Source organism: Pseudooceanicola sp. HF7 (assembly GCF_011806405.1).
GTDB lineage: Bacteria > Pseudomonadota > Alphaproteobacteria > Rhodobacterales > Rhodobacteraceae > Pseudooceanicola.
Window position 1 is genome coordinate 21,556 of record NZ_JAATOW010000040.1, and the last position, 21,611, is coordinate 43,166.

Below are 21,611 nucleotides of genomic sequence, written 5' to 3' on the forward strand. Positions count from 1 at the left end.
CCGCTCAGGCGGCGGCGATTGCGCGGGCGGCAGCCATGGCCGATGACCAGGCCCATTGGAAGTTGTAGCCGCCCAGCCAGCCGGTCACGTCAACGCATTCGCCGATGAAATAGAGACCCGGGTGATCCTTGGCCTCCATGCTGCGCGAGGACAGCGCATCGGTCGAAATCCCGCCCAGCGTCACCTCTGCGGTCCGGTAGCCTTCGCTACCCGCCGGCAAAAGGTGCCAGTCCGTCAGCCGCTCGCTCAGGGCTTCCAGCGCCTTGTCGGATTGGTCCGCCAAGTTGCCGGTCAGCTTCCATTCGATCGCCAGGTGATCCGAAAGCCGCGCAGGCAGAAGCGCATCAAGGCTGCGGGTCAGGCTGCGCTTGCCCGCCGTCGCCCGCGCTGCGCGCAACAGTGGGAAGGGGGCCTGGCCGGGCAACAGGTTCAGGCGGATCTCCTCTCCCTCCCGCCAGTAGGAGGAGGTTTGCAGGATCGCCGGACCCGAAAGGCCGCGATGGGTGAACAGCAGCGCTTCGTCAAAGCTGACCGCGCCAGTGCCGACACGCGCGGGCAGGGCGACGCCGGACAGGCCGGGAAAACGCTCCGGCGCGAAGGTCAGCGGGACCAGCCCGGGCCGCGTCTCTGTCACCGGGATGTCCCATCCGCGCGCAAGCTCATGGGCAAAGGCGGTTGCCCCCATCTTCGGGATCGACTTGCCGCCGGTGGCCAGCACCAGGGTGCGGGTGGTGACGCGCTGGCGATCCTTGCCACGCAGAAGGGTCAGGGCATACCCGCCCTCTGTCCGGGTGATCTCCTCGGCGGCGGTGGAAAGGGACAGCTCCGCCCCCGCGCTTTCGGCAAGGCCAACCAGCATGTCCACGATCTGGCGGGCGCTGTCATCGCAGAACAGTTGGCCCAGCGTCTTCTCATGCCAGGCGATCCCATGCTCCGACACCAGAGAGATGAAATCCCACTGAGTGTAGCGGGCCAGCGCGCTCTTGCAGAAATGTGGATTGGCGGACAGGAAATTCGCCGGCGTGGTGCCCGTGTTGGTGAAGTTGCAGCGCCCGCCGCCAGAGATGCGGATCTTCTCGCCGGGCTTCTTTGCGTGATCCACCAGCAGGGTGCGCCCGCCGCAATGGGCCGCACACATGAGGCCCGCGGCCCCGGCGCCAAGGATGATCGTATCGTAATTCATGGCGCGTGACTTGCGGGATTAGCTGCCTCGGCGCAAGCGGTTTGCGCGGGACCCCGGGCGTGTGCCGACACAGGGCAGACACGAATCCCCTGCCGCAGGGCGGCGCCGGCGAACAGGCGGGCCCGCTTGACCTGCGAAAGCCGAAGGGGGATCGCTGCGCGGATTACTGCGCGGATTACTGCGCGGATTACTGCGCGGCGTAAAGCGCTTCCATCTGCTCGGCCAGCCCGGACTCCAGCGCCGCATCGCGGGTCGCGCTGTCGGGGTACCACAGCTCCATGGTCATCAGCGTGCCGCCGTCCTCGTGGGAGATCATCAGCATGGTGCTCAGCACGTCGATATTGCCGAAGGTGCGGTTGTACACGATGCGACCGGGGGCCTGCATCTCCTGGATCTTGCAGTCCGGGCCGGAGGTGTCGGCGGTGAGAGCGGCAAAAAGCGGCTCACGCGGGCCGTCGAAGCGGCGATAGATGCGGATGCGGTTGCCGCTGAAGGCAGACACCATGCAGGGGCCGTGGCCGTGGTCGATAGGGGCTGCGTCGCCTGCGCCCGGCGCAACGCCGGAAATCATCATTGTCATGGTCAAATCCTTGGGAACAAGGTTGCATAAAATAAGCTGGCCCGGAAAAAGAGGGCCGAAGGTCGGGGCCGCCGAAAAATTACGTGGCGGGCAAGTCCCTGCCCAATCCCTAGGAAACCCGCCGATCCGGGTCAAGCCGGGGTGGCGCAAGGGGGGCATTGGGACTGGTCCTGAGACGGTAAAAAGGTTACAGTTTCGGCAGATCCCGCAAAGGGACAACCGGCGGCCGGGCAGCCGCCCCGATGAGGCACAGGCGAGTCATGACAGAGATGGTCCATGGCACCGTTCCCAAGCGGGATGGTGAACCGATAATTCCCAAGTGGTGGCGCACGATCGACAAGCTCACCCTGGGCTGCATTCTTGGCCTTTGCGCCATCGGTCTTCTGCTGGGATTCGCGGCCTCTCCGCCGCTCGCGGAACGCAACGGCCTGCCCCCCTTCTACTACGTGTCGCGTCAGGCCTTCTTCGGGATCCTGGCGCTTGGCGCGATGGCGGTCACCTCCATGCTATCGCCGGGCACGGTGCGGCGGATGTCCGTCGTGGGCTTTGCCGGTGCCTTCGTGGCTCTGGCCCTGCTACCGGTCCTGGGGACCGATTTCGGCAAGGGCGCGGTGCGCTGGTATTCGCTGGGCTTCGCCTCTGTGCAGCCCTCCGAATTCCTCAAGCCCGTCTTCGTCGTCGTGGCCGCCTGGCTCATGGCCGCCGCGCAAGAGATCAATGGCCCGCCGGGGCGCTCGCTGTCCTTCGCGGTCATGCTGACGATCCTTGCGATGCTGGTCGCCCAGCCCGATTTCGGCCAGGCAAGCCTGGTGCTTTTCAGCTGGGCCGTGATGTACTTCGTCGCCGGCGCGCCGCTGCTGCTGCTGATCGGGATTGCCGGGCTTGTCGTCGTGGGCGGCACCTTTGCCTATTCCAACTCCGAGCACTTCGCGCGCCGCATTGACGGCTTCCTCAGCCAGGAGGTCGATCCGAACACCCAGCTGGGCTACGCCGAAAACGCCATCCGCGAGGGCGGCTTCTTCGGCGTCGGCGTGGGCGAGGGGCAGGTCAAGATGTCCCTGCCGGATGCCCATACCGATTTCATCATCGCCGTCGCCGCAGAGGAATACGGGCTGGTGCTGGTGCTGATCATCATCGCGCTCTATTCCATCATCGTGCTGCGCAGTTTCTCGCGCCTGATGCGGGAACGCGATCCCTTCACCCGCCTGGCCGGGACCGGCCTTGCCGCGATCTTCGGTGTCCAGGCGATCATCAACATGGGCGTCGCCGTGCGCCTGCTGCCCGCCAAGGGGATGACGCTGCCCTTCGTCAGCTACGGTGGCTCTTCGCTGATCGCGGGTGGCCTGGCCGTGGGGATGCTGCTGGCCTTCACCCGGACCCGGCCCCAGGGCGAGATCGGAGATTTCCTCTCCGGACGCGGCAAAGGTTAAGGAAGACGAATGCCACTGCTCATCATCGCCGCCGGGGGCACCGGCGGCCACATGTTCCCCGCACAAAGCCTTGCAGAGCAGATGCTGGCCCGTGGCTGGCAGGTCAAGCTGGCGACCGATCCGCGTGGCGCACGCTACGCTGGCGGGTTCCCCGATGCGGTCGAGATTGAGGAACTCTCCTCTGCCACTTTCGCGCGGGGCGGGCTGCTGGCCAAGCTGGCGGTGCCGCTGCGCATCGCCGCCGGAGCGATCGGCGCGACCTTCCGCATGATGAAGGAAAAGCCCGATGCGGTCGTCGGTTTCGGCGGCTACCCGGCGATCCCGGCCACGGCGGCGGCAACGCTGCTGCGCATTCCCCGGATGATCCATGAACAGAACGGGATCCTGGGCAAGGTGAACCGCGTTTTCGCGCCCCGCGTCGATGCGGTGGCCTGCGGCACCTGGCCCACCGACCTGCCGGAGGGGATCGAGGGGATCTATACCGGCAACCCGGTGCGCTCGGCCGTCTATGCCCGCGCCGGCGCGCCCTATATCCCGCCCGGCGATTACCCGATGTCGGTCCTTGTCATGGGCGGCAGCCAGGGCGCACGGATCCTGTCGGACGTGGTGCCAGAGGCCCTCGCGTCCCTGCCGGAGAAACTGCGCGGCTTCATCCGTGTCAGCCACCAGGCCCGCCCGGAGGACCTGGATCGCGTCGTGGCCTTCTACGCGGAAGCCGGCATTCATGCAGAGGTGAAAAGCTTCTTCGACGATGTCCCCGATCGCCTGTCAGAGGCGCAGCTGGTCATCACCCGGTCCGGCGCCTCGACCGTGGCCGATATCTCGGTCATCGGGCGGCCGTCGATTCTGGTGCCCTTCGCGGCGGCCGCGGGCGATCACCAGACCGCCAATGCGCGCGGCCTGGCAGAGGCCGGGGCGGCCATCATGATCCCCGAAAGCAAGCTGGACGCAGCGACGCTGGCCGGGCAGGTGGCGCTGGTGCTGGACAACCCGCAGGGCGCGGTGCAGATGGCCCATGCCGCGCTGGCCCATGGCAAGCCCGACGCCGCGACGGAGCTGGCCGACATGGTCGAACACCTGGCCGCTGGCAATGCGATTCCCGCGCACTAGCTAGCCGGAACAGTCAAGAACACAGGCCGGCACCAAGACCGGCCAGGATTAAAGGACAGGCACAGATGAACGCAGCAGCAACCAAGCTTCCCGGGGATGTCGGCCCGATCCATTTCGTCGGCATCGGCGGTATCGGCATGTCCGGCATCGCGGAGGTGCTGCTGAACCACGGCTACACCGTGCAGGGCTCTGACCTGAAGCGCTCCAAGATCACCGAGCGGCTCGAAGGGCTGGGCGCGCTGGTCTTCGAAGGGCAGCGGGCAGAGAACCTGGAGAAGGCGCAGGTGGTCGTGATCTCTTCGGCCATCAAGCCCGGCAACCCGGAGCTGGACGAAGCCCGCCTGCGCGGCCTGCCGGTGGTGCGCCGGGCAGAGATGCTGGCAGAGCTGATGCGCCTGAAGTCGAATATCGCGGTCGCCGGCACCCACGGCAAGACGACCGCCACCACCATGGTGGCCACGTTGCTGGACGCCGGTGGGCTGGACCCGACGGTGATCAACGGCGGCATCATCCACGCCTATGGCTCCAACGCGCGCGTCGGCCTGGGCGAATGGATGGTGGTGGAGGCCGACGAAAGCGACGGCACCTTCAACCGCCTGCCTGCCACCATCGCCATCGTCACCAATATCGACCCCGAGCACATGGATCACTGGGGCGATTTCGATACGCTGCGACAGGGCTTCCTGGACTTCGTGTCGAACATTCCCTTCTACGGTGTCGCCATCTGCTGCACCGACCACCCGGAAGTGCAGGCGCTGGTCGGCAAGATCTCCGACCGTCGGGTGCTGACCTTCGGCTTCAACGCCCAGGCGGACGTGCGCGCGGTGAACCTGACCTACAAGGCCGGCGTGGCGCATTTCGACATCGCGCTGCAATCCGAAGACAAGGTGATCGAAGGCTGCACGCTGCCGATGCCCGGTGATCACAACGTCTCCAACGCGCTTTCGGGCGTGGCTGTGGCTCGTCACCTGGGCATGAAGGCGGATGAGATCCGCCAGGCCCTGGCGAACTTCGGCGGTGTGAACCGCCGGTTCACCCGCGTGGGCGAAGTGAACGGCGTGGCCATCATCGATGACTACGGCCACCACCCGGTTGAGATCGCCGCGGTCCTGAAAGCCGCGCGCCAGGCCTGTGAAGGCCGGGTGATCGCCGTCCACCAGCCGCACCGCTATTCGCGCCTGCACACCCTGTTCGAGGATTTCTGCGCCTGCTTCAACGAAGCCGACGTCGTCGCCATCGCAGAGGTCTATGCCGCCGGTGAGGACCCGATCCCCGGCGCTTCCCGCGATGACCTTGTTGCCGGGCTGATCCGCCACGGCCATCGCCATGCCCGCGCCATCAACTCCGAAGATGAGCTTGTGCGGCTGGTCCGCGAACAGGCGCACCCGGGCGACATGGTGGTCTGCCTTGGCGCTGGTACGATCTCGACCTGGGCCAACGCGCTTCCCGAGCGCCTGAAAGAGCCCGCCTGAACGCACCGCCTGACGCCCGGACAACGGGGGTGGAGCGCCATCAAACTGTCACCTCGCCCTGTCAGAAGGGCGGGGAGGGATGGTTTGTTCCGCTGCGTCCGGAAACGCCGGATTTTCACGCTGAATCGCCATGTTTTCGCGCCATGCGGGTAGAATATCCTTGTCCCCACAGCAACTTGTGCGTACTTTGTGTAAAACCGCAACAGTCGGCAAAAAAATATGAGGCTCGGGGGGAATCGTGGCAGTGTTGTTCCCCGGCACCAGAATATCGGTGAGAGGTGACGAACCATGAGTGAATCCATATTCCTCCTCAGTCTTTGGGTCCTGGGCGTTTGCCTCATCGGGTTTGTCGTCTGTCCAAAGGTCACCTCCAGGCAGTCCGGATCGCGCCGCGTCCTGCGTTGCCTCGCGGTGCTGGCGGGGGTCGGAATTCCAGTTCTGGGGCTTGTCACCATGCAGCATGGTCCCTGGGTGGGGCTGCTGTCGCTGGTTGGCGGCTTTGCCCTGCTGGTCATGTCCATGGCGCGGACCGCACCGCAGCCAGACACCTCTCCCAGCTGAAGGGCGGGTCCGGTGTCCGTCGATCTGCTGCTGCCCTATCTTCCCATCATCGTCGCGCTCTTCCTTGGTCGGCTCAGCTACGGGCTGGTGCGGGGCGGGGTCGGTCTGCTTTCCGTCTCCCTGCCGTTGCTGGGCATCGCCATCCTTGTGCTGGCGAACCTGGCCGGGCAAAGCCTGCCGGGTGACGCCGTGCTGATGACCGCCTCTGTCGGGGCGGTGCTTGGCTCCATCTCCGGCAGTCTTGTCGCCCTGGTCGTCGGCATCTTCGTTCACGCCCGCTGAGGCTTGCCTCACCCACGCCCTGACGCTACTTCGGCCATCAACCCGAAGGAGAGACCATGCCACGTCCAGAAGAGATCCAGATCAAAGGTCGCCTGACCCCGCAGCGGGACCTCTCCGCGCTGACCTGGCTGCGCGTGGGCGGTCCTGCGGACTATCTTTTCCAGCCGGCCGATACAGCGGACCTGGCGGATTTCCTGCGCCAGCTTGATGCCGATGTGCCGGTCTTCGTCATGGGCGTGGGCTCCAACCTGATCGTGCGGGATGGCGGCATCCGTGGCGTGGTGATCCGCCTGGGGCGCGGCTTCAACGGGATCGAGGTGGCCGGGCAGGTGGTCACCGCCGGGGCCGCCATGCTGGATGCCCATGTGGCCAAGCGGGCTGCCGAAGCCGGTGTCGACCTGACCTTCCTGCGTACGATTCCCGGTGCCATCGGCGGGGCGGGGCGCCTGAAAGCGGGCTGCTACCGCTCCTACACCGCGGGTGTGGTCCCATCCGCGACGGCCGGCCCGCGCAGCGGGGGGATAGAGACGCTTGGCGCGACGGAGCTGGGCTTCGCCTATCGCCATTCCGACCTGCCCGAAGGCTGCGTGATCACGGAGGTGACGCTGACCGGACCGGCGGGCGATCCCGATGAACTGGCCGCGCGCATGGCCGATCAACTGGCCAAGCGCGACGCGACCCAACCCACGAAGGAGCGCAGCGCCGGCTCCACCTTCCGCAACCCGGCGGGCTTTTCCTCTACCGGACGGGCGGATGACGTGCATGACCTCAAGGCCTGGAAGCTGATCGACGATGCGGGCTTGCGCGGGCACCGCCACGGCGGCGCAAAAATGAGCGAGAAGCACTCCAACTTCATGATCAACGCGGGCGGGGCCACCGGCGCCGATCTGGAAGAACTGGGCGAGGAAGTCCGAAAAAAGGTTTTTCAAGACCGGGGAATAGAGCTAGAGTGGGAAATCATGCGGGTAGGTGATCCGGCGCCGGAATAGGCGGCCGTGTCACAGGTCCTCGCAGGATTTCCGGCCAAAGACATCGGGTGATTTCAATCACATCCATTTTACGGTAAGGCCGGTATCAGGAACGAAGAGCCCCAAGGGCCGGTTCCGGGGATCCAAAGGATCCCGTATAGAAACAGGGCCAAAAAGGCCCGGTACATTGAGGCACGAACGTGGGTTTGTCGAGCAGGGCGACCCCGAAAGTGGCGGTTCTCATGGGCGGACTCTCGGCTGAGCGCGAGGTGTCCCTGTCTACGGGTCGGGAATGCGCAGCCGCTTTGCGGGATGAAGGTTTCGAAGTGCAGGAGCTGGTGGCCAAGGCCGACCTGCCCGCGATTCTGGCCGACGAAAAACCGGATGTCGTCTTCAACGCGCTCCATGGTCGATGGGGCGAAGACGGCTGCGTCCAGGGTATCCTGGAATGGCTGAAGATCCCCTATACCCACTCCGGCGTGCTGGCCTCTTCCCTGGCGATGGACAAGGAGCGCACCAAGGCCGCCTATACGCGCGCTGGCCTGCCGGTTGTCGAAAGCCTGCTGGCCACCAAGCCGCAGATCATGGCCGCGCATGTGATGGAGCCGCCCTACGTGGTGAAGCCCTTCAACGAAGGCTCCTCTGTAGGTGTCTACATCGTGCAGGACGGCAGCAACACGCCGCCCCAGCTGTCCGAAGACATGCCGGATTGCCTGATGGTGGAGAAATTCGTGCCGGGCCGTGAGCTGACGGTTTCGGTTCTTGGCGGCAAGGCGCTCTGCGTGACAGAGATCGTGACCGAAGGCTGGTATGACTATGCGGCCAAGTACCAGCCCGGCGGCTCGCATCATGTCTGCCCGGCGGAGCTGCCCGAAGAGATCACCCAGGCCTGCCTTGATTACGCCTGCCGCGCCCATGACGTCCTGGGCTGCCGCGGCGTGTCGCGCACCGACTTCCGCTGGGATGACAGCAAGGGCCTCGCAGGCCTCGTCCTGCTGGAGACCAACACCCAGCCGGGCATGACGCCCACCTCGCTGACCCCCGAACAGGCCCAGGCCTGTGACATGAGCTTCGGCGCGCTTTGCCGCTGGCTGGTGGAGGATGCCTCATGCGAGAGGTGAAGATCTATCACCCCGCCCACGGCGGCCCGAAGGCGCCGCGCAAGACGCCGCGCGCGCAGCGCCAGGAAGGCCGCCGCGCCGATCCCGCGCCCTCGCGCTGGTCCTACCGCAAGGAACGCCTGATGCTGACGCCGGGCTTCCGGCTGCTGGTCAAGGGCGTGCTGCCGACCGTTGTGATCCTGGGGGCGGGGATGCTTTACCTCAACAGCGAGGACCGGCGCGAAGAGCTCTTCGGCACCGTCCAGGGCTGGGTCCAGGAATTCCAGGACCGCCCGCAGTTCATGGTCGCCCGGATGGAGGTCTCCGGCGCCTCCCGTGATACCGAATCCGCCATCCGCTCGATGCTCTCGGGCCTCTTGCCGCTGTCCTCCTTCGACCTGGAGCTGCCCATGCTCAAGGAGCAGGTGCAGGCCATGCCCGCCGTGGCAGAGGCCTCTCTTCAGGTGCGCACCGGCGGCGTGCTCTATGTCGGCGTGGTGGAGCGTGTCCCGCAGGTGATCTGGCGCAAGCCCGACGGCATGGTGATGCTGGACAGTGCCGGCGAGGTGACGGGGCCGCTCGAAAATCGCCTGGACCGTCCCGGCCTGCCGATGATCGCCGGTCTTGGGGCAGAGAAACACGTGCCCGAGGCGCTGGACCTGCTTGCCGCCGCAGAGCCGGTCGAAGACCGCGTGCGGGGCCTCGAACGCATCGGGCAGCGCCGCTGGGATCTGGTCCTGGATCGTGACCAGCGCATCATGCTGCCCGAGGCCAATGCCGTGACCGCGCTTGAGCAGGTGCTCGCGCTGCACAAGGCACAGGAACTACTGGACCGGGACGTTGCCGCCGTCGACATGCGGCTGGCGGCCCGTCCCACCGTGCGCCTCACCGCCGACGCGGCGGAAGAATGGCGCGGAATCCGAGGCATTGTGATCGAGACAGGAAACTAGGCGATGGAGCTCTACGAATCCCAGCGGGCGATGCGGAACATGCGCAAGGCGGCGATGCAAAGAGGCGTCGTCGCGGTGCTTGATGTCGGCACCAGCAAGATCGCCTGCCTTGTCCTGAAGTTCGACGGCGACGTGCGCCAGGATGCCGAAGGGGATGGCGTTGGCTCCCTGGCCGGTCAGGCCGGCTTCCGGGTGATCGGCGCGGCCACCACCCGGTCGCGCGGTGTCCGCTTCGGAGAGATCACCTCCATGTCTGAGACCGAGCGCGCCATTCGCACCGAAGGGAAGGAGGCCAAGAAGATGGCACAGGTTCGGGTCGATCACGTCATCGCCTGTTTCTCCGGGGCAGAGCCGCGCAGTTACGGGCTGACCGGGCGCGTCGAACTGGCGGGCCAGCAGGTCAGCGAACAGGATGTCAGCCGCGTCCTGGCCGCCTGCGACATGCCCGATTACGGAGAGGGCAGGGAGGTGCTTCATGCCCAGCCCGTGAACTTCGCGCTCGACCACCGCTCGGGTCTGTCCGACCCTCGCGGCCAGATCGGCTATTCGCTGGCCACCGACCTGCACATGCTGACCGTGGAAGCGACCGCCGTGCAGAACCTGCTGCATTGCGTCAAGCGCTGCGACCTTGAACTCGCCGGCGTGGCCTCTTCTGCCTACATGTCCGGCATCTCCACCCTGGTGGAGGATGAACAGGAACTGGGCGCGGCCTGCATCGACATGGGCGGCGGCACCACGACGATCTCCATCTTCCTGAAGAAGCACATGATCTACGCCGACGCCGTGCGCATGGGCGGCGATCACGTGACCAGCGATATCTCCATGGCGCTGCAGATCCCCACCGCCAATGCCGAACGGCTCAAGACCTTCTACGGCGGTGTCGTGGCCACCGGCATGGATGACCGCGAACGGATCGAGATCGGCGGAGAGACAGGCGATTACGAATTCGACCGCCGCACCGTCACCCGGGCAGAGCTGATCGGCATCATGCGCCCCCGGGTCGAGGAAATCCTGGAAGAGGTCCGCCATTGCCTGGATGCGGCGGGCTTCGATCACCTGCCCAACCAGCAGATCGTGCTGACCGGCGGGGCCAGCCAGATCCCCGGCCTTGACGGGCTTGCCTCCAAGATCCTGGGCTCCCAGCTGCGTCTTGGACGCCCCCTGCGCGTGCACGGGCTGCCCCAGGCCGCGACCGGCCCCGGCTTTGCCTCGGCCGTGGGCATGTGCCTCTTTGCGGCCCATCCGCAGGACGAATGGTGGGACTTCGATCTGCCCCTGGATCGCTACCCGGCCCGGTCCCTGAAGCGCGCGGTGCGCTGGTTCAGGGACAACTGGTAACCGCAAGATGCGGTGCCTTGGTTGAAATCCTGCGGTTCTCGGCAAGAATCTTCCCAAGTTTGGCGTTTTCTAGGGAAAACAGGGTGACGCAGGGCGTGAAAATAGCTAAGATTTAGGCCAATAGGCAGAAAAACCCCCCGCGAAAGGGGGCCTAGCAGGCGGATAAAGCAATGACATTGAACCTGAGCATGCCCGGACAGGGAGAAGAGCTTAAACCTCGCATCACCGTCTTCGGTGTCGGTGGGGCTGGCGGCAACGCCGTCAACAACATGATCGAGAAAGAGCTCGAGGGCGTCGATTTCGTTGTGGCAAACACCGACGCGCAGGCCCTGCAGCAAAGCAAGGCCGAACAGCGCGTCCAGCTGGGCATCAAGGTGACCGAAGGCCTTGGCGCGGGGGCGAAGCCCTCTGTCGGCATGGCCGCTGCCGAGGAAAGCATCGAGACGATCGTCGATCACCTGGCCGGCGCGCACATGTGCTTCATCACCGCGGGCATGGGCGGTGGCACCGGCACCGGCGCGGCCCCGATCATTGCACAGGCCGCCCGCGAAATGGGCGTGCTGACCGTCGGCGTGGTGACCAAGCCCTTCCAGTTCGAAGGCTCCAAGCGGATGCGCCAGGCTGAAGAAGGCGTCGAAGCCCTTCAGAAGATGGTCGATACGCTGATCATCATCCCGAACCAGAACCTGTTCCGCCTTGCCAACGAAAAGACCACCTTCACCCAGGCCTTCGCTATGGCCGATGACGTGCTCTACCAGGGCGTCAAGGGTGTGACCGACCTGATGGTGCGCCCGGGCCTGATCAACCTCGACTTCGCGGACGTCCGCGCCGTGATGGACGAGATGGGCAAGGCCATGATGGGCACCGGCGAAGCCGAGGGCGAAAACCGCGCCATCCAGGCCGCCGAGAAAGCCATCGCCAACCCGCTGCTGGACGAGATCTCGCTGCGCGGTGCGAAGGGTGTGCTGATCAACATCACCGGCGCCCACGACCTGACCCTGTTCGAGCTCGACGAAGCGGCCAACCGCATTCGCGAAGAGGTCGACCCGGATGCCAACATCATCGTCGGCTCCACGCTGGACGAAAGCATGGAAGGCCGGATGCGTGTCTCCGTCGTCGCCACCGGCATCGACGTGACCGAAGCCATGGTCGACGAAGGCCCCAACCAGCGCCGCTCCATGGCGGAACCGCTGCGCACCCCGCGTGCCGCTGAACCCCAGCCGGCGCCCGTCGCCGCTCAGCAACCCGCAGCGGCGCCGCAGCCCGTGGCAGAGCAGCAGCCGGCCCCGGAAGAGGCCGCGCCGCTTGAAAGCGCGCCCGAACCGGCCGAGGAATTCTTCGCCAGCCGCAACCAGCCGCCGATCCAGACCTCGTCCTACGGCGCCTCCGCGCCTGCTCCGCAAGGCGATGTCCCCCCGCCGGCCTACCGCCCGCGCCCGGCAGAGCAATACGCTGAGCCCGTCCACCAGGAGCCCGCGCCGCAACCCCGTCGCGCCGGTCAGCCGAGCGCTGAAACCATGGCCCGCCTGCAGGCAGCCGTGACCCATGCGCCCGCCGGTGGCCAGGCCCCGCGCCAGCAACCTGCGCCGCAGCCCGCGCCCCAGCAGTCCCGTCAGCAACCGGCGCCGCAGCAGCCCGCCGCGCGTCCGCAGCAACCCGCGCCTGCCGAAAAGCCGCGCTTCGGGATCAACTCGCTGATCAACCGCATGACCGGCCACGCAGAATCCGAGGCCCCGCGCCAGCAGCCTGCCATGCAGGAACCGTCCCCCCGCGTCGTGCCGCAGCCCGCACCGCGCCCCGCCGCCCAGGGTGGTCACGGTGGCCAGGCTGCACAGCGCCAGCCGCGCATGGACGAGGAAGAGCAGGACCGGATCGAAATCCCCGCCTTCCTGCGCCGCCAGGCGAACTGATCGGGAAAGGGACTGACCGGGAACGGGCAGGGCATGTTGCAAAACCTGTGATTCCAGCCCGAACCGAATCAATTTCCCCGGCTGTATGAGCAAAAGAAAGGTCGCCCACGGGCGGCCTTTTCTAATGAATTCAGCCTATTGTTTCCAATTCTTTCAAGTCATGCGGGATTTCGCGCAAACTCGTTTGGGTTATTACAATACGTTGCAAAGAGTGAGTTGAGGTCCGGAGGGGCACCTACTACCTAAGATATCGTAAATTGCTGCAAGACAGCATGAGAATGCGAATACCTTGGGGAACAGCGTGCAACATACCCTCAAATCACCGGTGACCTTCACCGGCTTCGGCCTTCACTCGGGACGTCCCGCGAACCTGACCATCCGTCCTGCTGCCGCGGACCATGGCATCGTGTTCCGGCGGACGGACATCGTGTTGGGTGATGCGATGATTCCCGCGCTGTGGAACGTGGTGGAGCGTACCGCGCTCTGCACCCGCCTGGTCAACCGCTCCGGTGCCAGCCTCTCGACCGTCGAACATGTCATGGCGGCGCTGGCCGGCTGCGGCATCAACAATGCCATGATCGACATCGACGGCCCAGAGGTTCCGATCCTCGATGGCTCCGCCGCCCCCTTCGTGCGCGGTATCCTGGCCCGTGGCCTGCTGGCCCAGAACGCCCTGTCCCAGGCGGTCGAAGTCCTGCGCCCGGTCGAAGTCAGCCATGGTCAGGCCGTTGCACGCCTGCTGCCGAATCCCCTGATGGAAATCGCCTTCCAGATCGACTTTGACGTGCCGGCCATCGGCCACCAGCAGAAATCCCTGGTGATGGAGAACGGCTCTTTCGTGCGCGAACTCTGCGACAGCCGGACCTTCTGCCGCCAGGAAGACGTGGACAACATGAACGCTCACGGCCTGGCCCTGGGCGGCACGCTGGAGAACGCGGTCGTCTTCGATGGCGACAAGGTGCTCAGCCCCGGCGGGCTGCGCCACGCAGACGAACCCGTGCGCCACAAGATGCTGGATGCCCTTGGTGACCTGACCCTGGCCGGTGCGCCGATTCTCGGTCGGTACGAAGGCATCCGCGCCGGTCACTCGCTGACCAACACCCTTCTGCGGGCCCTTTTCGCGGACAAGTCCAACTATCGCCTTGTGACCTGCAACGAGAGCACGGCCGCCCGTCTTCCCGGTGCAGGTGTGACCTGGCAGGAAATCCCGGCCGTCGCCTGACCGCATTCCCGCCAATGGGGACGTAAAGGCGTTTTGCCCCGGAATTTTCTATGCTAGGAGCAGGGTGCGCGGGGTGTTTTCGGCTCTGCGCCACTAAACGTCGAGAGGGTCGAGTACGCATGACAGGCGGCGGTTTCGGATCGAGGCTGGCGAGCGCAGCGCTCCTTGCACTTTTGTTGAGCAGCTGCGGCGACGGTCTCCCGGAGATTGGCGATACCAATGTCCCGATGGAGTCCTTCACCGCGCAGCAGATCTTTGAGCGTGGCGAATTTGAACTGGACCGGGGACGGTTCGAGGATTCGGCAGAATATTTCTCCGAGGTAGAGCGACTCTATCCCTACTCGGAATGGGCCAAGCGCGCGCTCATCATGAATGCCTTCGCCCAGCACCGGGCGCAGAATTATGATGAAAGCCGTGCGGCGGCACAGCGTTACGTGGATTTCTATCCCACGGATGAGGATGCCGCCTATGCGCAGTATCTTCTGGCGCTTTCCTATTATGACCAGATCGACGAGATCGGTCGCGACCAGGGCCTGACCTTCCAGGCGCTTCAGGCGCTGCGCGCCGTGATCGAGCGCTACCCGGACAGCGAATATGCCCGCTCCGCGATCCTGAAGTTCGACCTGGCCTTCGACCACCTTGCTGCCAAGGAAATGGAAGTCGGGCGCTACTACCTGCGCCGGGATCATTTCAGCGCCGCGATCAATCGCTTCCGTATCGTGGTGGAGGAATTCCAGACCACCTCGCATACGCCCGAAGCCCTGCATCGCCTGGTCGAAGCCTACCTGTCCCTTGGTCTCACGGATGAGGCCCAGACGGCAGCGGCGATCCTTGGCTACAACTTCCAGTCCTCCGAATGGTATGCGGAAAGCTACCACCTGCTCACGGGCCGGGGCCTGGAGCCGGAAGTGCGCGGGGACAACTGGCTTGCGGCGGTCTATCGCCAGACGATCCAGGGTAAATGGTTGTAAGCGCTTCGGCCCCTCGGGGCCGGGCACCCGTCCTGCATCCGCGGGGCGGTCTGGGGGAGTGACACGGGGATGCTGCGCGGGCTCGATATTCGGGACCTCTTGATCATAGATCGGCTGGAACTTGATTTTCAGCCAGGTCTCAATGTGCTGACCGGTGAGACCGGTGCCGGCAAATCCATTCTTCTCGATTCTCTCGGCTTCGTGCTGGGCTGGCGCGGTCGGGCGGACCTGGTTCGCAGCGGTGCCGCGCAGGGCGAGGTGACGGCGATCTTCGATCTGCCCCCCGGCCATGCCGCCCGCGCCGTGCTGGAAGAGGCCGGTCTGCCGGCCTCCGATGAGCTGATCCTGCGCCGCGTGAATACCTCCGAAGGTCGCAAGACCGCCTGGATCAATGACCGCCGCGCCTCTGGCGAAGTGCTGCGCCGGCTTTCCGAAACCCTGGTGGAGTTGCACGGCCAGCACGATGATCGCGGTCTGCTGAATGCCTCCGGCCACCGCGCCATCCTGGACCGTTTCGCCGGACATGACGCCCTGCGCGCCGCGACCCGCACCACCTGGCGCGCCCGTCAGGACGCGACCCGCGCGCTGGAGGCCGCCCGCGCCGCCCTGGCCGATGCCAAGGCGGAAGAGGATTTCCTGCGCCACGCCGTGGCCGAACTGGAAAAACTGTCCCCCGAACCCGGAGAGGACGCGCGCCTGGACGTGCTGCGCCGCCGGATGCAGGGGGCTGAGAAGGTCCGCGAAGACATCGCCCGCGCCTCTGCGATCCTGGGTCCCAACGGGGCAGAGGGGGCCATGGGTGACGCCCTGCGCTGGCTGGATGGTGCCGCCGAAGGCACCGAGGGCGGGCTGGATGATGCCATCGCTGCCCTCTCCCGCGCGCTGACCGAACTTGGCGAAGCCAGCGATGGTGTGACCCGCTGCCTTGAGGCGCTGGATTTCGACCCTTACGAACTGGAGCAGACCGAAGAGCGGCTCTTTGCCCTGCGCGGCCTTGCCCGCAAGCATGACGTCGCCCCCGATGACCTTGCGGACCTGGCAGAGGCTCTCTCGGCTCGCCTGCAGGCGCTCGACAGCGGGGTGGAGCGGATCGCGGACCTGGAACGCGACTTCAAGCAGGCCGATGCCGCTTATGAAAAAGCCGCCCAGGCGCTGACGGCCTCTCGGCAGGAGCATGCCGCCAAGCTCGATCGCGCGGTCGAGGCAGAGCTTGCGCCGCTCAAGATGGATCGCGCCCGTTTCGAGACCCGCTTCACCGATGGCGAGCCCGGCCCGGAAGGGCGGGACGAGGTCTCCTTCACCGTGGCGACCAACCCCGGCGCGCCCGCCGGACCGCTGGCCAAGATCGCCTCGGGCGGGGAACTCAGCCGCTTCCTGCTGGCGCTCAAGGTCTGCCTGACCGGTGGCGAGCCCGAGCTGACCATGATCTTCGACGAGATCGACCGCGGCGTCGGCGGGGCCACCGCGGATGCGGTGGGCCGCAGGCTGGCCGATCTGGCCAAGGGCGGTCAGGTGCTGGTCGTGACCCACTCGCCCCAGGTCGCTGCCCGCGCCGCGCATCACTGGCAGGTCGCCAAGAAGGTCGAGGACGAGGTGACGCTGTCCACCGTGACTCCGCTGACGGCGGATGCGCGGGTGGATGAACTGGCGCGGATGCTTTCCGGCGATGCGATCACGGAAGAGGCCCGCGCCGCCGCCCGCCGCCTGATCGGCGATGCCGCCTGAGCCTTTGGCCCAGGCTGATCCCGGGCGGGCCGCTTCTGCAAGGGGCTGCAAGGTGACCCGGGCCTGTCTTCGAACGCGAAGGGACCCGGGTCGGGTAACCAGTAAACCACTTACCGCTGCTTTCCTGTCATGGTTTCGCCAGCGCGGGCAGGGGGGATCGTACTGCACATTTGAAAAGACGTCTTTGCAGTTCATGATTTGACCCACTGGTAAGTGGGTTGGCCAAATCACTGGCGTTCAACTGAAACACGCCCCACGGGTGCCGCGCAGGACCGCATCAGTGCAGGATTGCCGCGCCGAGCGGGCTTCCCGCCGCCCATGTCAGGCCAGGTCTTTTGTCAGGGCGCGGGCTGGCTTATGACGAGGGTAGGCCGCTTGCGCCCGAAGCGAGTGGGCGGCGCGGCGATAGATGGAAGGGCTCCGATGGCCAAGAGGGCAGGATTCCGGCGGGGGTTGCGGTCGGTGGGCGTGGTCGCCCAGGCCGTCAACGGCATCGGGCGCATCCGGACCGAGGTTCCGGGCCAGCTCAAGCTCTGGTTTGCCGCCCTCGTCGTCGGGATCGTCGCGGGCTTTGCCGCGCTGGCCTTCCGCAAGGGCATCGCCTGGCTTCAGGAAATCGTCTACGGCTCAGAGGATGTGCACCTGCTGCACACCGCCGCCGGCCAGCTTCCCTGGTACCTGCTGCTGGTCATCCCCATTATCGGCGGGCTGATCGTGGGGCTGATCCTGCACATCTTCACCCCCGATGGTCGCGTGCGCTCCGTGGCGGACGTGATCGAGGGCGCGGCGATCAAGGATGGCCGCGTGGAACAGCGGGCGGGCCTGGCCTCTGCGCTGGCCTCGCTTATCACGCTGGGCACCGGCGGCTCCACGGGCCGCGAAGGGCCGGTGGTCCACCTGGCCGCGGTGATCTCCACCTGGCCGCTGCGCTGGATGAAGGCCGATGCCCAGACCGGGCGTGACCTTCTGGGCTGCGCGGTGGCTGCTGCTGTTTCTGCCTCCTTCAACGCGCCCATCGCCGGAGCGCTCTTCGCGCTGGAAGTGGTGCTACGCCATTTCGCCATCCATGCCTTTGCCCCCATCGTCATCGCCTCTGTCGCCGGCACGGTGCTGAACCGGCTGGAGTTCGGCGGCGCGGCGGAATTCGTCCTGTCAGATCCCTCCGCGCTGGAGTTCTACGAGGAACTCCCCGCCTTCCTGCTGCTGGGCACGATCTGCGGCATCGTCGCCGGGCTGCTCATGCTGGCCTTCTTCCTGGCCGAGGACGTGGCCGGCACGATCCAGGCCCGCCTGCGCATTCCCCGCTGGCTTCGCCCGGTCGGCTCCGGCGCGATCCTGGGGCTGATCGCCATCCAGTTCCCCCATATCATCGGCGTCGGCTACGAGACGACGGCGCGGGCGCTCTCGGGTGACCTGCTGCTGAAAGAGGCGATCCTGATGGCGGTCATCAAGGGGGTCGCGACGGCCGTCACCTATGGCGGGCGCATGGGCGGCGGGGTCTTTTCGCCCTCGCTCATGGTGGGGGCGCTGACCGGGCTGGCCTTCGGGCTGATCGCCACCTCCGTCTTCCCGGAGATGTCGGGCACGCCGCGCCTTTACGCGCTGGCCGGGCTGGGGGGCGTGGCCGCGGCGGTGCTGGGCGCGCCGATCTCCACCACGCTCATCGTCTTCGAGATGACCGGAGACTGGCAAACCGCGCTGGCGGTCATGGTCACCGTCTCCATCAGCACGGCCATCGGGTCGCGGATCGTGGACCGCTCCTTCTTCCTGACCCAGCTGGAACGGCGCGGCATCCATGTCTCTGCCGGTCCGCAGGAATACCTGCTGGAACTCTTCCAGGTCCGCGACATCATGCGCCCCATGGATCATGCCCGCCCCGCGCCCGAGGACCGCTGCCGCGAGATGATCGAGGCGGATGATTACCTGACCCTCAACGGCACGCTGGCCGGGGCCTTCCCCGCCTTCGACCGCACCGGAGAGGCCTTCTTGCCCGTGGTGCGCGTCAGGGATCCCGAACAGCCGCCCGAACTGGTCGGCGCGCTGTTCCACGTCGATGCGCTGCGCATCTACAACAAGGCGCTGGCCGCCATGGCCAAGGAAGAGCACGGCTAGGCCCGGCGGGCGAACCGTATGAGCAAATCGGCCCACTGAAAAGACCCCACGAAAAAAGGGCCGCGCGATTGCCGCACGGCCCCTCTTTCGTTCATGATCCCGTTAGAGATCGCGCAGATCAGATCTGTTCGATGGTCACGTAATCGGTCGCGTAGAAGGCGATGTGGTCCTTGATCTGCTCGGTCCCGGGCAGCGGATTTTCATAGGACCAGGCCGCGTCCTTCAGCGTCTGGCTTTTCGTCACGATAGAGAAATAGCTGGCGTCGCCCTTCTTCGGGCAGTGGCTCACGTGGTCGGATGTATCCAGGAAGGCCATGGCGATATCTTCCCGCGGGAAATAGATCACATCCGACATCCCGGTTTCGCTCAGAACCAGCGCATTGCGGCTCTCAACCAGAACTGCACCGCCGGCACGTACCGTCCACACGCCATCCGCGGCGCGAATTGTCACTTCATTCATGTCACGTCCCCCAATTCTCTTCCCTCCTGCCTGCCAGATGTAACAGGCGCGTGTCAGCACCTGTATCCGTCTTGGTTGCAAGGGAGGGTCAGAGTTTTTCCGTCGCGCGATCCAACCACATCCGGGCGGTCTCGTCCAGCAAGCCGGACAGCTTCTCACGGCACGTCGCATGGTAACTGTCGATCCAGTCACGTTCTTCGGCGCTCAGCATCTCCGTCAGGATCAGACGCCGCTCGATCGGCACCCATGTCAGGGTCTCGAAGGCATACATGTCGCGCGCATCGGCCCCGGCCAGCGCCTCGGCGTCCTGCACCACGATCAGGTTCTCGATCCGGATGCCGAAGGCCCCCTCGCGGTAATACCCCGGCTCGTTGGACAGGATCATGCCCGGCTCCAGCGGCACATCGCTGACACGGCTCAGGCGCTGCGGACCCTCGTGGACGCAAAGGTAGCTGCCCACGCCATGCCCGGTCCCGTGATCGTAATCCTGGCCCGCCAGCCACAGCGGGTAGCGCGCCAGCGCGTCCAGGTGCGACCCGGACAGCCCGCGCGGGAAGCGCAGGCGGGAAATGGCGATCATGCCCTTCAGGACGCGGGTAAAGGCCTCCATCTCGGCGGCACCGGTGTCATCGCCCACCAGAAGAGTGCGGGTGATATCCGTGGTGCCGTCCAGGTACTGCCCGCCGCTGTCCAGCACGACCAGCTGGCCGGATTCCAGCTGGCGGTTGCTGTCGGTGGTGACGCGGTAATGGGGCAGGGCGCCGTTGGGCCCCGCGCCCGCGATGGTGTCAAAGCTGATCTCCATCAGCGCGTTGGTCTCGCGCCGGAAGATCTCAAGCCGGGTGGCCAGGTCGATCTCTGTCAGCTTGTCCTGGTTGGCGGCATCGAACCAGGCCAGGAAGCGGCACATGGCAACCGCATCGCGCAGGTGGGCCTGGCGTGCGCCCTCGATCTCCACCGCGTTCTTGCAGGCCTTGGGCAGCACGCAGGGATCGCCGTCCCATTCCAGCGTCGCGCCCTCCAGCCGCTGTTCCACCCAGACCGGGCAGGAGCCGGCATCCAGCCGGATCACGTCGCCCTCGGCGGCCATGCCCTCCAGCGTCGGACCGAAGGCAGAGGGTTCCTCCACCTCCACATCCGGGCCAAGGTGTTCGATCAGCCTGTCATCCACCTTCTCGTAGCGGGCAAAGAGCGTGACCTGGCCGCTGGCGCGCAGGATGGCAAAGCAATGGGGCACCGGGTTGCGGGCGATGTCGCTGCCCCGGATGTTGAGCAGCCAGGCGATGGAATCGGGCAGGGTCAGCACCGCGGCGGCCTGGCCCTTGTCCTTCAGCATCTTGCCCAGCCGCGCGCATTTGGCGCTCAGCGTCTCGCCGGAGAAATCCAGCGGCTGCGGCACGATGCGGCCTTCCGGCGGGGCGGGCTGATCGGGCCAGACCGCGTCCAGCGGATTGTCCTCAAGCGGACGAAGGGTGATGCCGCTGTCACGCAGGGCGCGCTCCAGCCGGGTGATCTCCGCATGGGCATGCAGCCAGGGATCAAAGCCCAGCACGCCGCCCTGGGGCAGCACCCTGCGCAGCCAGGCCTCTGGCCTGGTCGCGGGCCAGTCCAGCTTTTCGACTTCCTCCGCCACCTGTTCGCGGGCCTGCACGGTGTAGCGGCCATCGACGAACAGCCCGGCGGTCTTTGCGGTCACGATGCAGAAGCCGGCAGAGCCGGTGAAGCCGGTCAGCCAGGACAGGCGCTCGTCATGGGGGGCAACGTATTCGCCCTGGTGCGCATCGGCGCGGGGCACAAGAAAGGCATCCACCCCGCGGGCGGCCAGGGCGGCGCGCAGATCGGCAAGCCGGGGCGGGCCCTGGTCCGGGGAGCTGGGGCTTTCGAAGGTCTGGAACATGTGGGGGGCTCCGGAAAATGTGAGGCCCGGACCGCCGGTCCGGGCAAAGAGGTCGGGCAGGGCAGGCAAGGGGCGACGGAGCGGCGGGCCGGGCCCGCCGCGACCCGGATCAGCCGGCCTTGCGGATGCCGACCATCCGCGCGCGGGCACGCGGATCGTTGTCGAACAGGCTGGCCAGCTGCTCGGTCATCGCGCCGGCCAGCTGGTCCACGTCGGTGATGGTCACCGCGCGCTCGTAATAGCGGGTGACGTCGTGGCCGATGCCGATCGCGATCAGCTCGACCATGCGCTTCTTCTCCACCATGGCGATCACGTCGCGCAGGTGTTTTTCCAGGAAGCT

General features: G+C 66.1%; 18 protein-coding genes and 1 pseudogene. 14 read left to right on the forward strand and 5 right to left on the reverse strand.

Annotated elements, in window-relative coordinates:
* Positions 1-4: 4 nt before the first annotated feature.
* Both HCZ97_RS17555 and HCZ97_RS17560 read right to left on the reverse strand, forming a co-directional pair.
* Positions 5-1,183: an NAD(P)/FAD-dependent oxidoreductase gene (locus tag HCZ97_RS17555; protein ID WP_167690414.1), complete on the reverse strand. Its 1,179-nt coding sequence runs from the start codon at positions 1,181-1,183 to the stop codon at positions 5-7.
* 187 nt (positions 1,184-1,370) lie between these two features.
* Positions 1,371-1,763 carry a hypothetical protein gene (locus HCZ97_RS17560; RefSeq protein WP_167690415.1) on the reverse strand — a complete coding sequence of 131 codons (393 nt, stop codon included), beginning with the start codon at positions 1,761-1,763 and terminating at the stop codon, positions 1,371-1,373.
* Positions 1,764-2,023: 260 nt separating this feature from the next.
* Here HCZ97_RS17560 and ftsW point away from each other — a divergent pair, with 260 nt between their 5' ends.
* The 14 genes from ftsW to HCZ97_RS17630 all read left to right on the forward strand — a co-directional run bounded on the left by ftsW (position 2,024) and on the right by HCZ97_RS17630 (position 18,914).
* Complete coding sequence (gene ftsW, locus HCZ97_RS17565) at positions 2,024-3,193, forward strand: putative lipid II flippase FtsW (protein WP_167690416.1); 1,170 nt, start codon at positions 2,024-2,026, stop codon at positions 3,191-3,193.
* Positions 3,194-3,202: 9 nt separating this feature from the next.
* Positions 3,203-4,303: an undecaprenyldiphospho-muramoylpentapeptide beta-N-acetylglucosaminyltransferase gene (murG, locus tag HCZ97_RS17570; protein WP_167690417.1), complete on the forward strand. Its 1,101-nt coding sequence runs from the start codon at positions 3,203-3,205 to the stop codon at positions 4,301-4,303.
* Positions 4,304-4,368: 65 nt separating this feature from the next.
* Positions 4,369-5,775, forward strand: coding sequence for a UDP-N-acetylmuramate--L-alanine ligase (gene murC, locus HCZ97_RS17575; protein ID WP_167690418.1), 1,407 nt, complete (start codon positions 4,369-4,371; stop codon positions 5,773-5,775).
* Positions 5,776-6,063: 288 nt separating this feature from the next.
* On the forward strand, positions 6,064-6,336 hold the full coding sequence (locus HCZ97_RS17580; RefSeq protein WP_167690419.1) for a DUF2484 family protein: 273 nt from the start codon (positions 6,064-6,066) through the stop codon (positions 6,334-6,336).
* 12 nt (positions 6,337-6,348) lie between these two features.
* Complete coding sequence (locus tag HCZ97_RS17585; RefSeq protein ID WP_167690420.1) at positions 6,349-6,618, forward strand: hypothetical protein; 270 nt, start codon at positions 6,349-6,351, stop codon at positions 6,616-6,618.
* 56 nt (positions 6,619-6,674) lie between these two features.
* Positions 6,675-7,607, forward strand: a complete 933-nt coding sequence (gene murB / locus HCZ97_RS17590; RefSeq protein WP_167690421.1) for a UDP-N-acetylmuramate dehydrogenase — start codon at positions 6,675-6,677, stop codon at positions 7,605-7,607.
* Between the two features lie 179 nt (positions 7,608-7,786).
* A complete protein-coding gene (locus HCZ97_RS17595; RefSeq protein ID WP_368484393.1) occupies positions 7,787-8,707 on the forward strand; it encodes a D-alanine--D-alanine ligase in 921 nt (306 codons plus the stop codon).
* Complete coding sequence (locus HCZ97_RS17600) at positions 8,695-9,636, forward strand: cell division protein FtsQ/DivIB (protein WP_167690423.1); 942 nt, start codon at positions 8,695-8,697, stop codon at positions 9,634-9,636. The genes HCZ97_RS17595 and HCZ97_RS17600 overlap by 13 nt, the downstream gene beginning before the upstream one ends.
* Positions 9,637-9,666: 30 nt before the next feature.
* Complete coding sequence (ftsA, locus tag HCZ97_RS17605) at positions 9,667-10,974, forward strand: cell division protein FtsA (RefSeq protein WP_167690432.1); 1,308 nt, start codon at positions 9,667-9,669, stop codon at positions 10,972-10,974.
* Positions 10,975-11,144: 170 nt separating this feature from the next.
* Entirely contained in the window at positions 11,145-12,884 is a 1,740-nt protein-coding gene (ftsZ, locus tag HCZ97_RS17610) for a cell division protein FtsZ (protein ID WP_167690424.1), read from the forward strand.
* 301 nt (positions 12,885-13,185) lie between these two features.
* Complete coding sequence (lpxC, locus tag HCZ97_RS17615; protein ID WP_167690425.1) at positions 13,186-14,106, forward strand: UDP-3-O-acyl-N-acetylglucosamine deacetylase; 921 nt, start codon at positions 13,186-13,188, stop codon at positions 14,104-14,106.
* 119 nt (positions 14,107-14,225) lie between these two features.
* A complete protein-coding gene (locus HCZ97_RS17620) occupies positions 14,226-15,077 on the forward strand; it encodes an outer membrane protein assembly factor BamD (protein WP_167690426.1) in 852 nt (283 codons plus the stop codon).
* A 69-nt stretch (positions 15,078-15,146) separates the two neighbouring features.
* The gene (gene recN, locus HCZ97_RS17625) at positions 15,147-16,802 is read left to right on the forward strand and encodes a DNA repair protein RecN (protein WP_167690427.1); all 1,656 of its coding nucleotides are present in this window, start codon (positions 15,147-15,149) and stop codon (positions 16,800-16,802) included.
* Between the two features lie 423 nt (positions 16,803-17,225).
* Positions 17,226-18,914, forward strand: a complete 1,689-nt coding sequence (locus HCZ97_RS17630; RefSeq protein WP_167690428.1) for a chloride channel protein — start codon at positions 17,226-17,228, stop codon at positions 18,912-18,914.
* 118 nt (positions 18,915-19,032) lie between these two features.
* Here HCZ97_RS17630 and HCZ97_RS17635 read toward each other — a convergent pair whose 3' ends face one another.
* The 3 genes and pseudogenes from HCZ97_RS17635 to HCZ97_RS17645 all read right to left on the reverse strand — a co-directional run.
* Positions 19,033-19,374 (reverse strand): DUF427 domain-containing protein, encoded by a 342-nt coding sequence (locus tag HCZ97_RS17635; RefSeq protein ID WP_167690429.1) that lies wholly within the window; start codon positions 19,372-19,374, stop codon positions 19,033-19,035.
* A gap of 88 nt (positions 19,375-19,462) precedes the next feature.
* Complete coding sequence (locus HCZ97_RS17640; RefSeq protein ID WP_167690430.1) at positions 19,463-21,271, reverse strand: aminopeptidase P family protein; 1,809 nt, start codon at positions 21,269-21,271, stop codon at positions 19,463-19,465.
* A gap of 109 nt (positions 21,272-21,380) precedes the next feature.
* A pseudogene (locus tag HCZ97_RS17645) lies at positions 21,381-21,611 on the reverse strand (cobaltochelatase subunit CobT); the annotation flags it as partial.

Coding starts and splice junctions, on each gene's coding strand:
- HCZ97_RS17555 (WP_167690414.1), bottom strand. CDS start 1,183: ATGAATTACGATACGATCATCCTTGGCGCCGGGGCCGCGGGCCTCATG.
- HCZ97_RS17560 (WP_167690415.1), bottom strand. CDS start 1,763: ATGACAATGATGATTTCCGGCGTTGCGCCGGGCGCAGGCGACGCAGCC.
- ftsW (WP_167690416.1), top strand. CDS start 2,024: ATGACAGAGATGGTCCATGGCACCGTTCCCAAGCGGGATGGTGAACCG.
- murG (WP_167690417.1), top strand. CDS start 3,203: ATGCCACTGCTCATCATCGCCGCCGGGGGCACCGGCGGCCACATGTTC.
- murC (WP_167690418.1), top strand. CDS start 4,369: ATGAACGCAGCAGCAACCAAGCTTCCCGGGGATGTCGGCCCGATCCAT.
- HCZ97_RS17580 (WP_167690419.1), top strand. CDS start 6,064: ATGAGTGAATCCATATTCCTCCTCAGTCTTTGGGTCCTGGGCGTTTGC.
- murB (WP_167690421.1), top strand. CDS start 6,675: ATGCCACGTCCAGAAGAGATCCAGATCAAAGGTCGCCTGACCCCGCAG.
- HCZ97_RS17600 (WP_167690423.1), top strand. CDS start 8,695: ATGCGAGAGGTGAAGATCTATCACCCCGCCCACGGCGGCCCGAAGGCG.
- ftsA (WP_167690432.1), top strand. CDS start 9,667: ATGCGGAACATGCGCAAGGCGGCGATGCAAAGAGGCGTCGTCGCGGTG.
- ftsZ (WP_167690424.1), top strand. CDS start 11,145: ATGACATTGAACCTGAGCATGCCCGGACAGGGAGAAGAGCTTAAACCT.
- HCZ97_RS17620 (WP_167690426.1), top strand. CDS start 14,226: ATGACAGGCGGCGGTTTCGGATCGAGGCTGGCGAGCGCAGCGCTCCTT.
- recN (WP_167690427.1), top strand. CDS start 15,147: ATGCTGCGCGGGCTCGATATTCGGGACCTCTTGATCATAGATCGGCTG.
- HCZ97_RS17630 (WP_167690428.1), top strand. CDS start 17,226: ATGGCCAAGAGGGCAGGATTCCGGCGGGGGTTGCGGTCGGTGGGCGTG.
- HCZ97_RS17635 (WP_167690429.1), bottom strand. CDS start 19,374: ATGAATGAAGTGACAATTCGCGCCGCGGATGGCGTGTGGACGGTACGT.
- HCZ97_RS17640 (WP_167690430.1), bottom strand. CDS start 21,271: ATGTTCCAGACCTTCGAAAGCCCCAGCTCCCCGGACCAGGGCCCGCCC.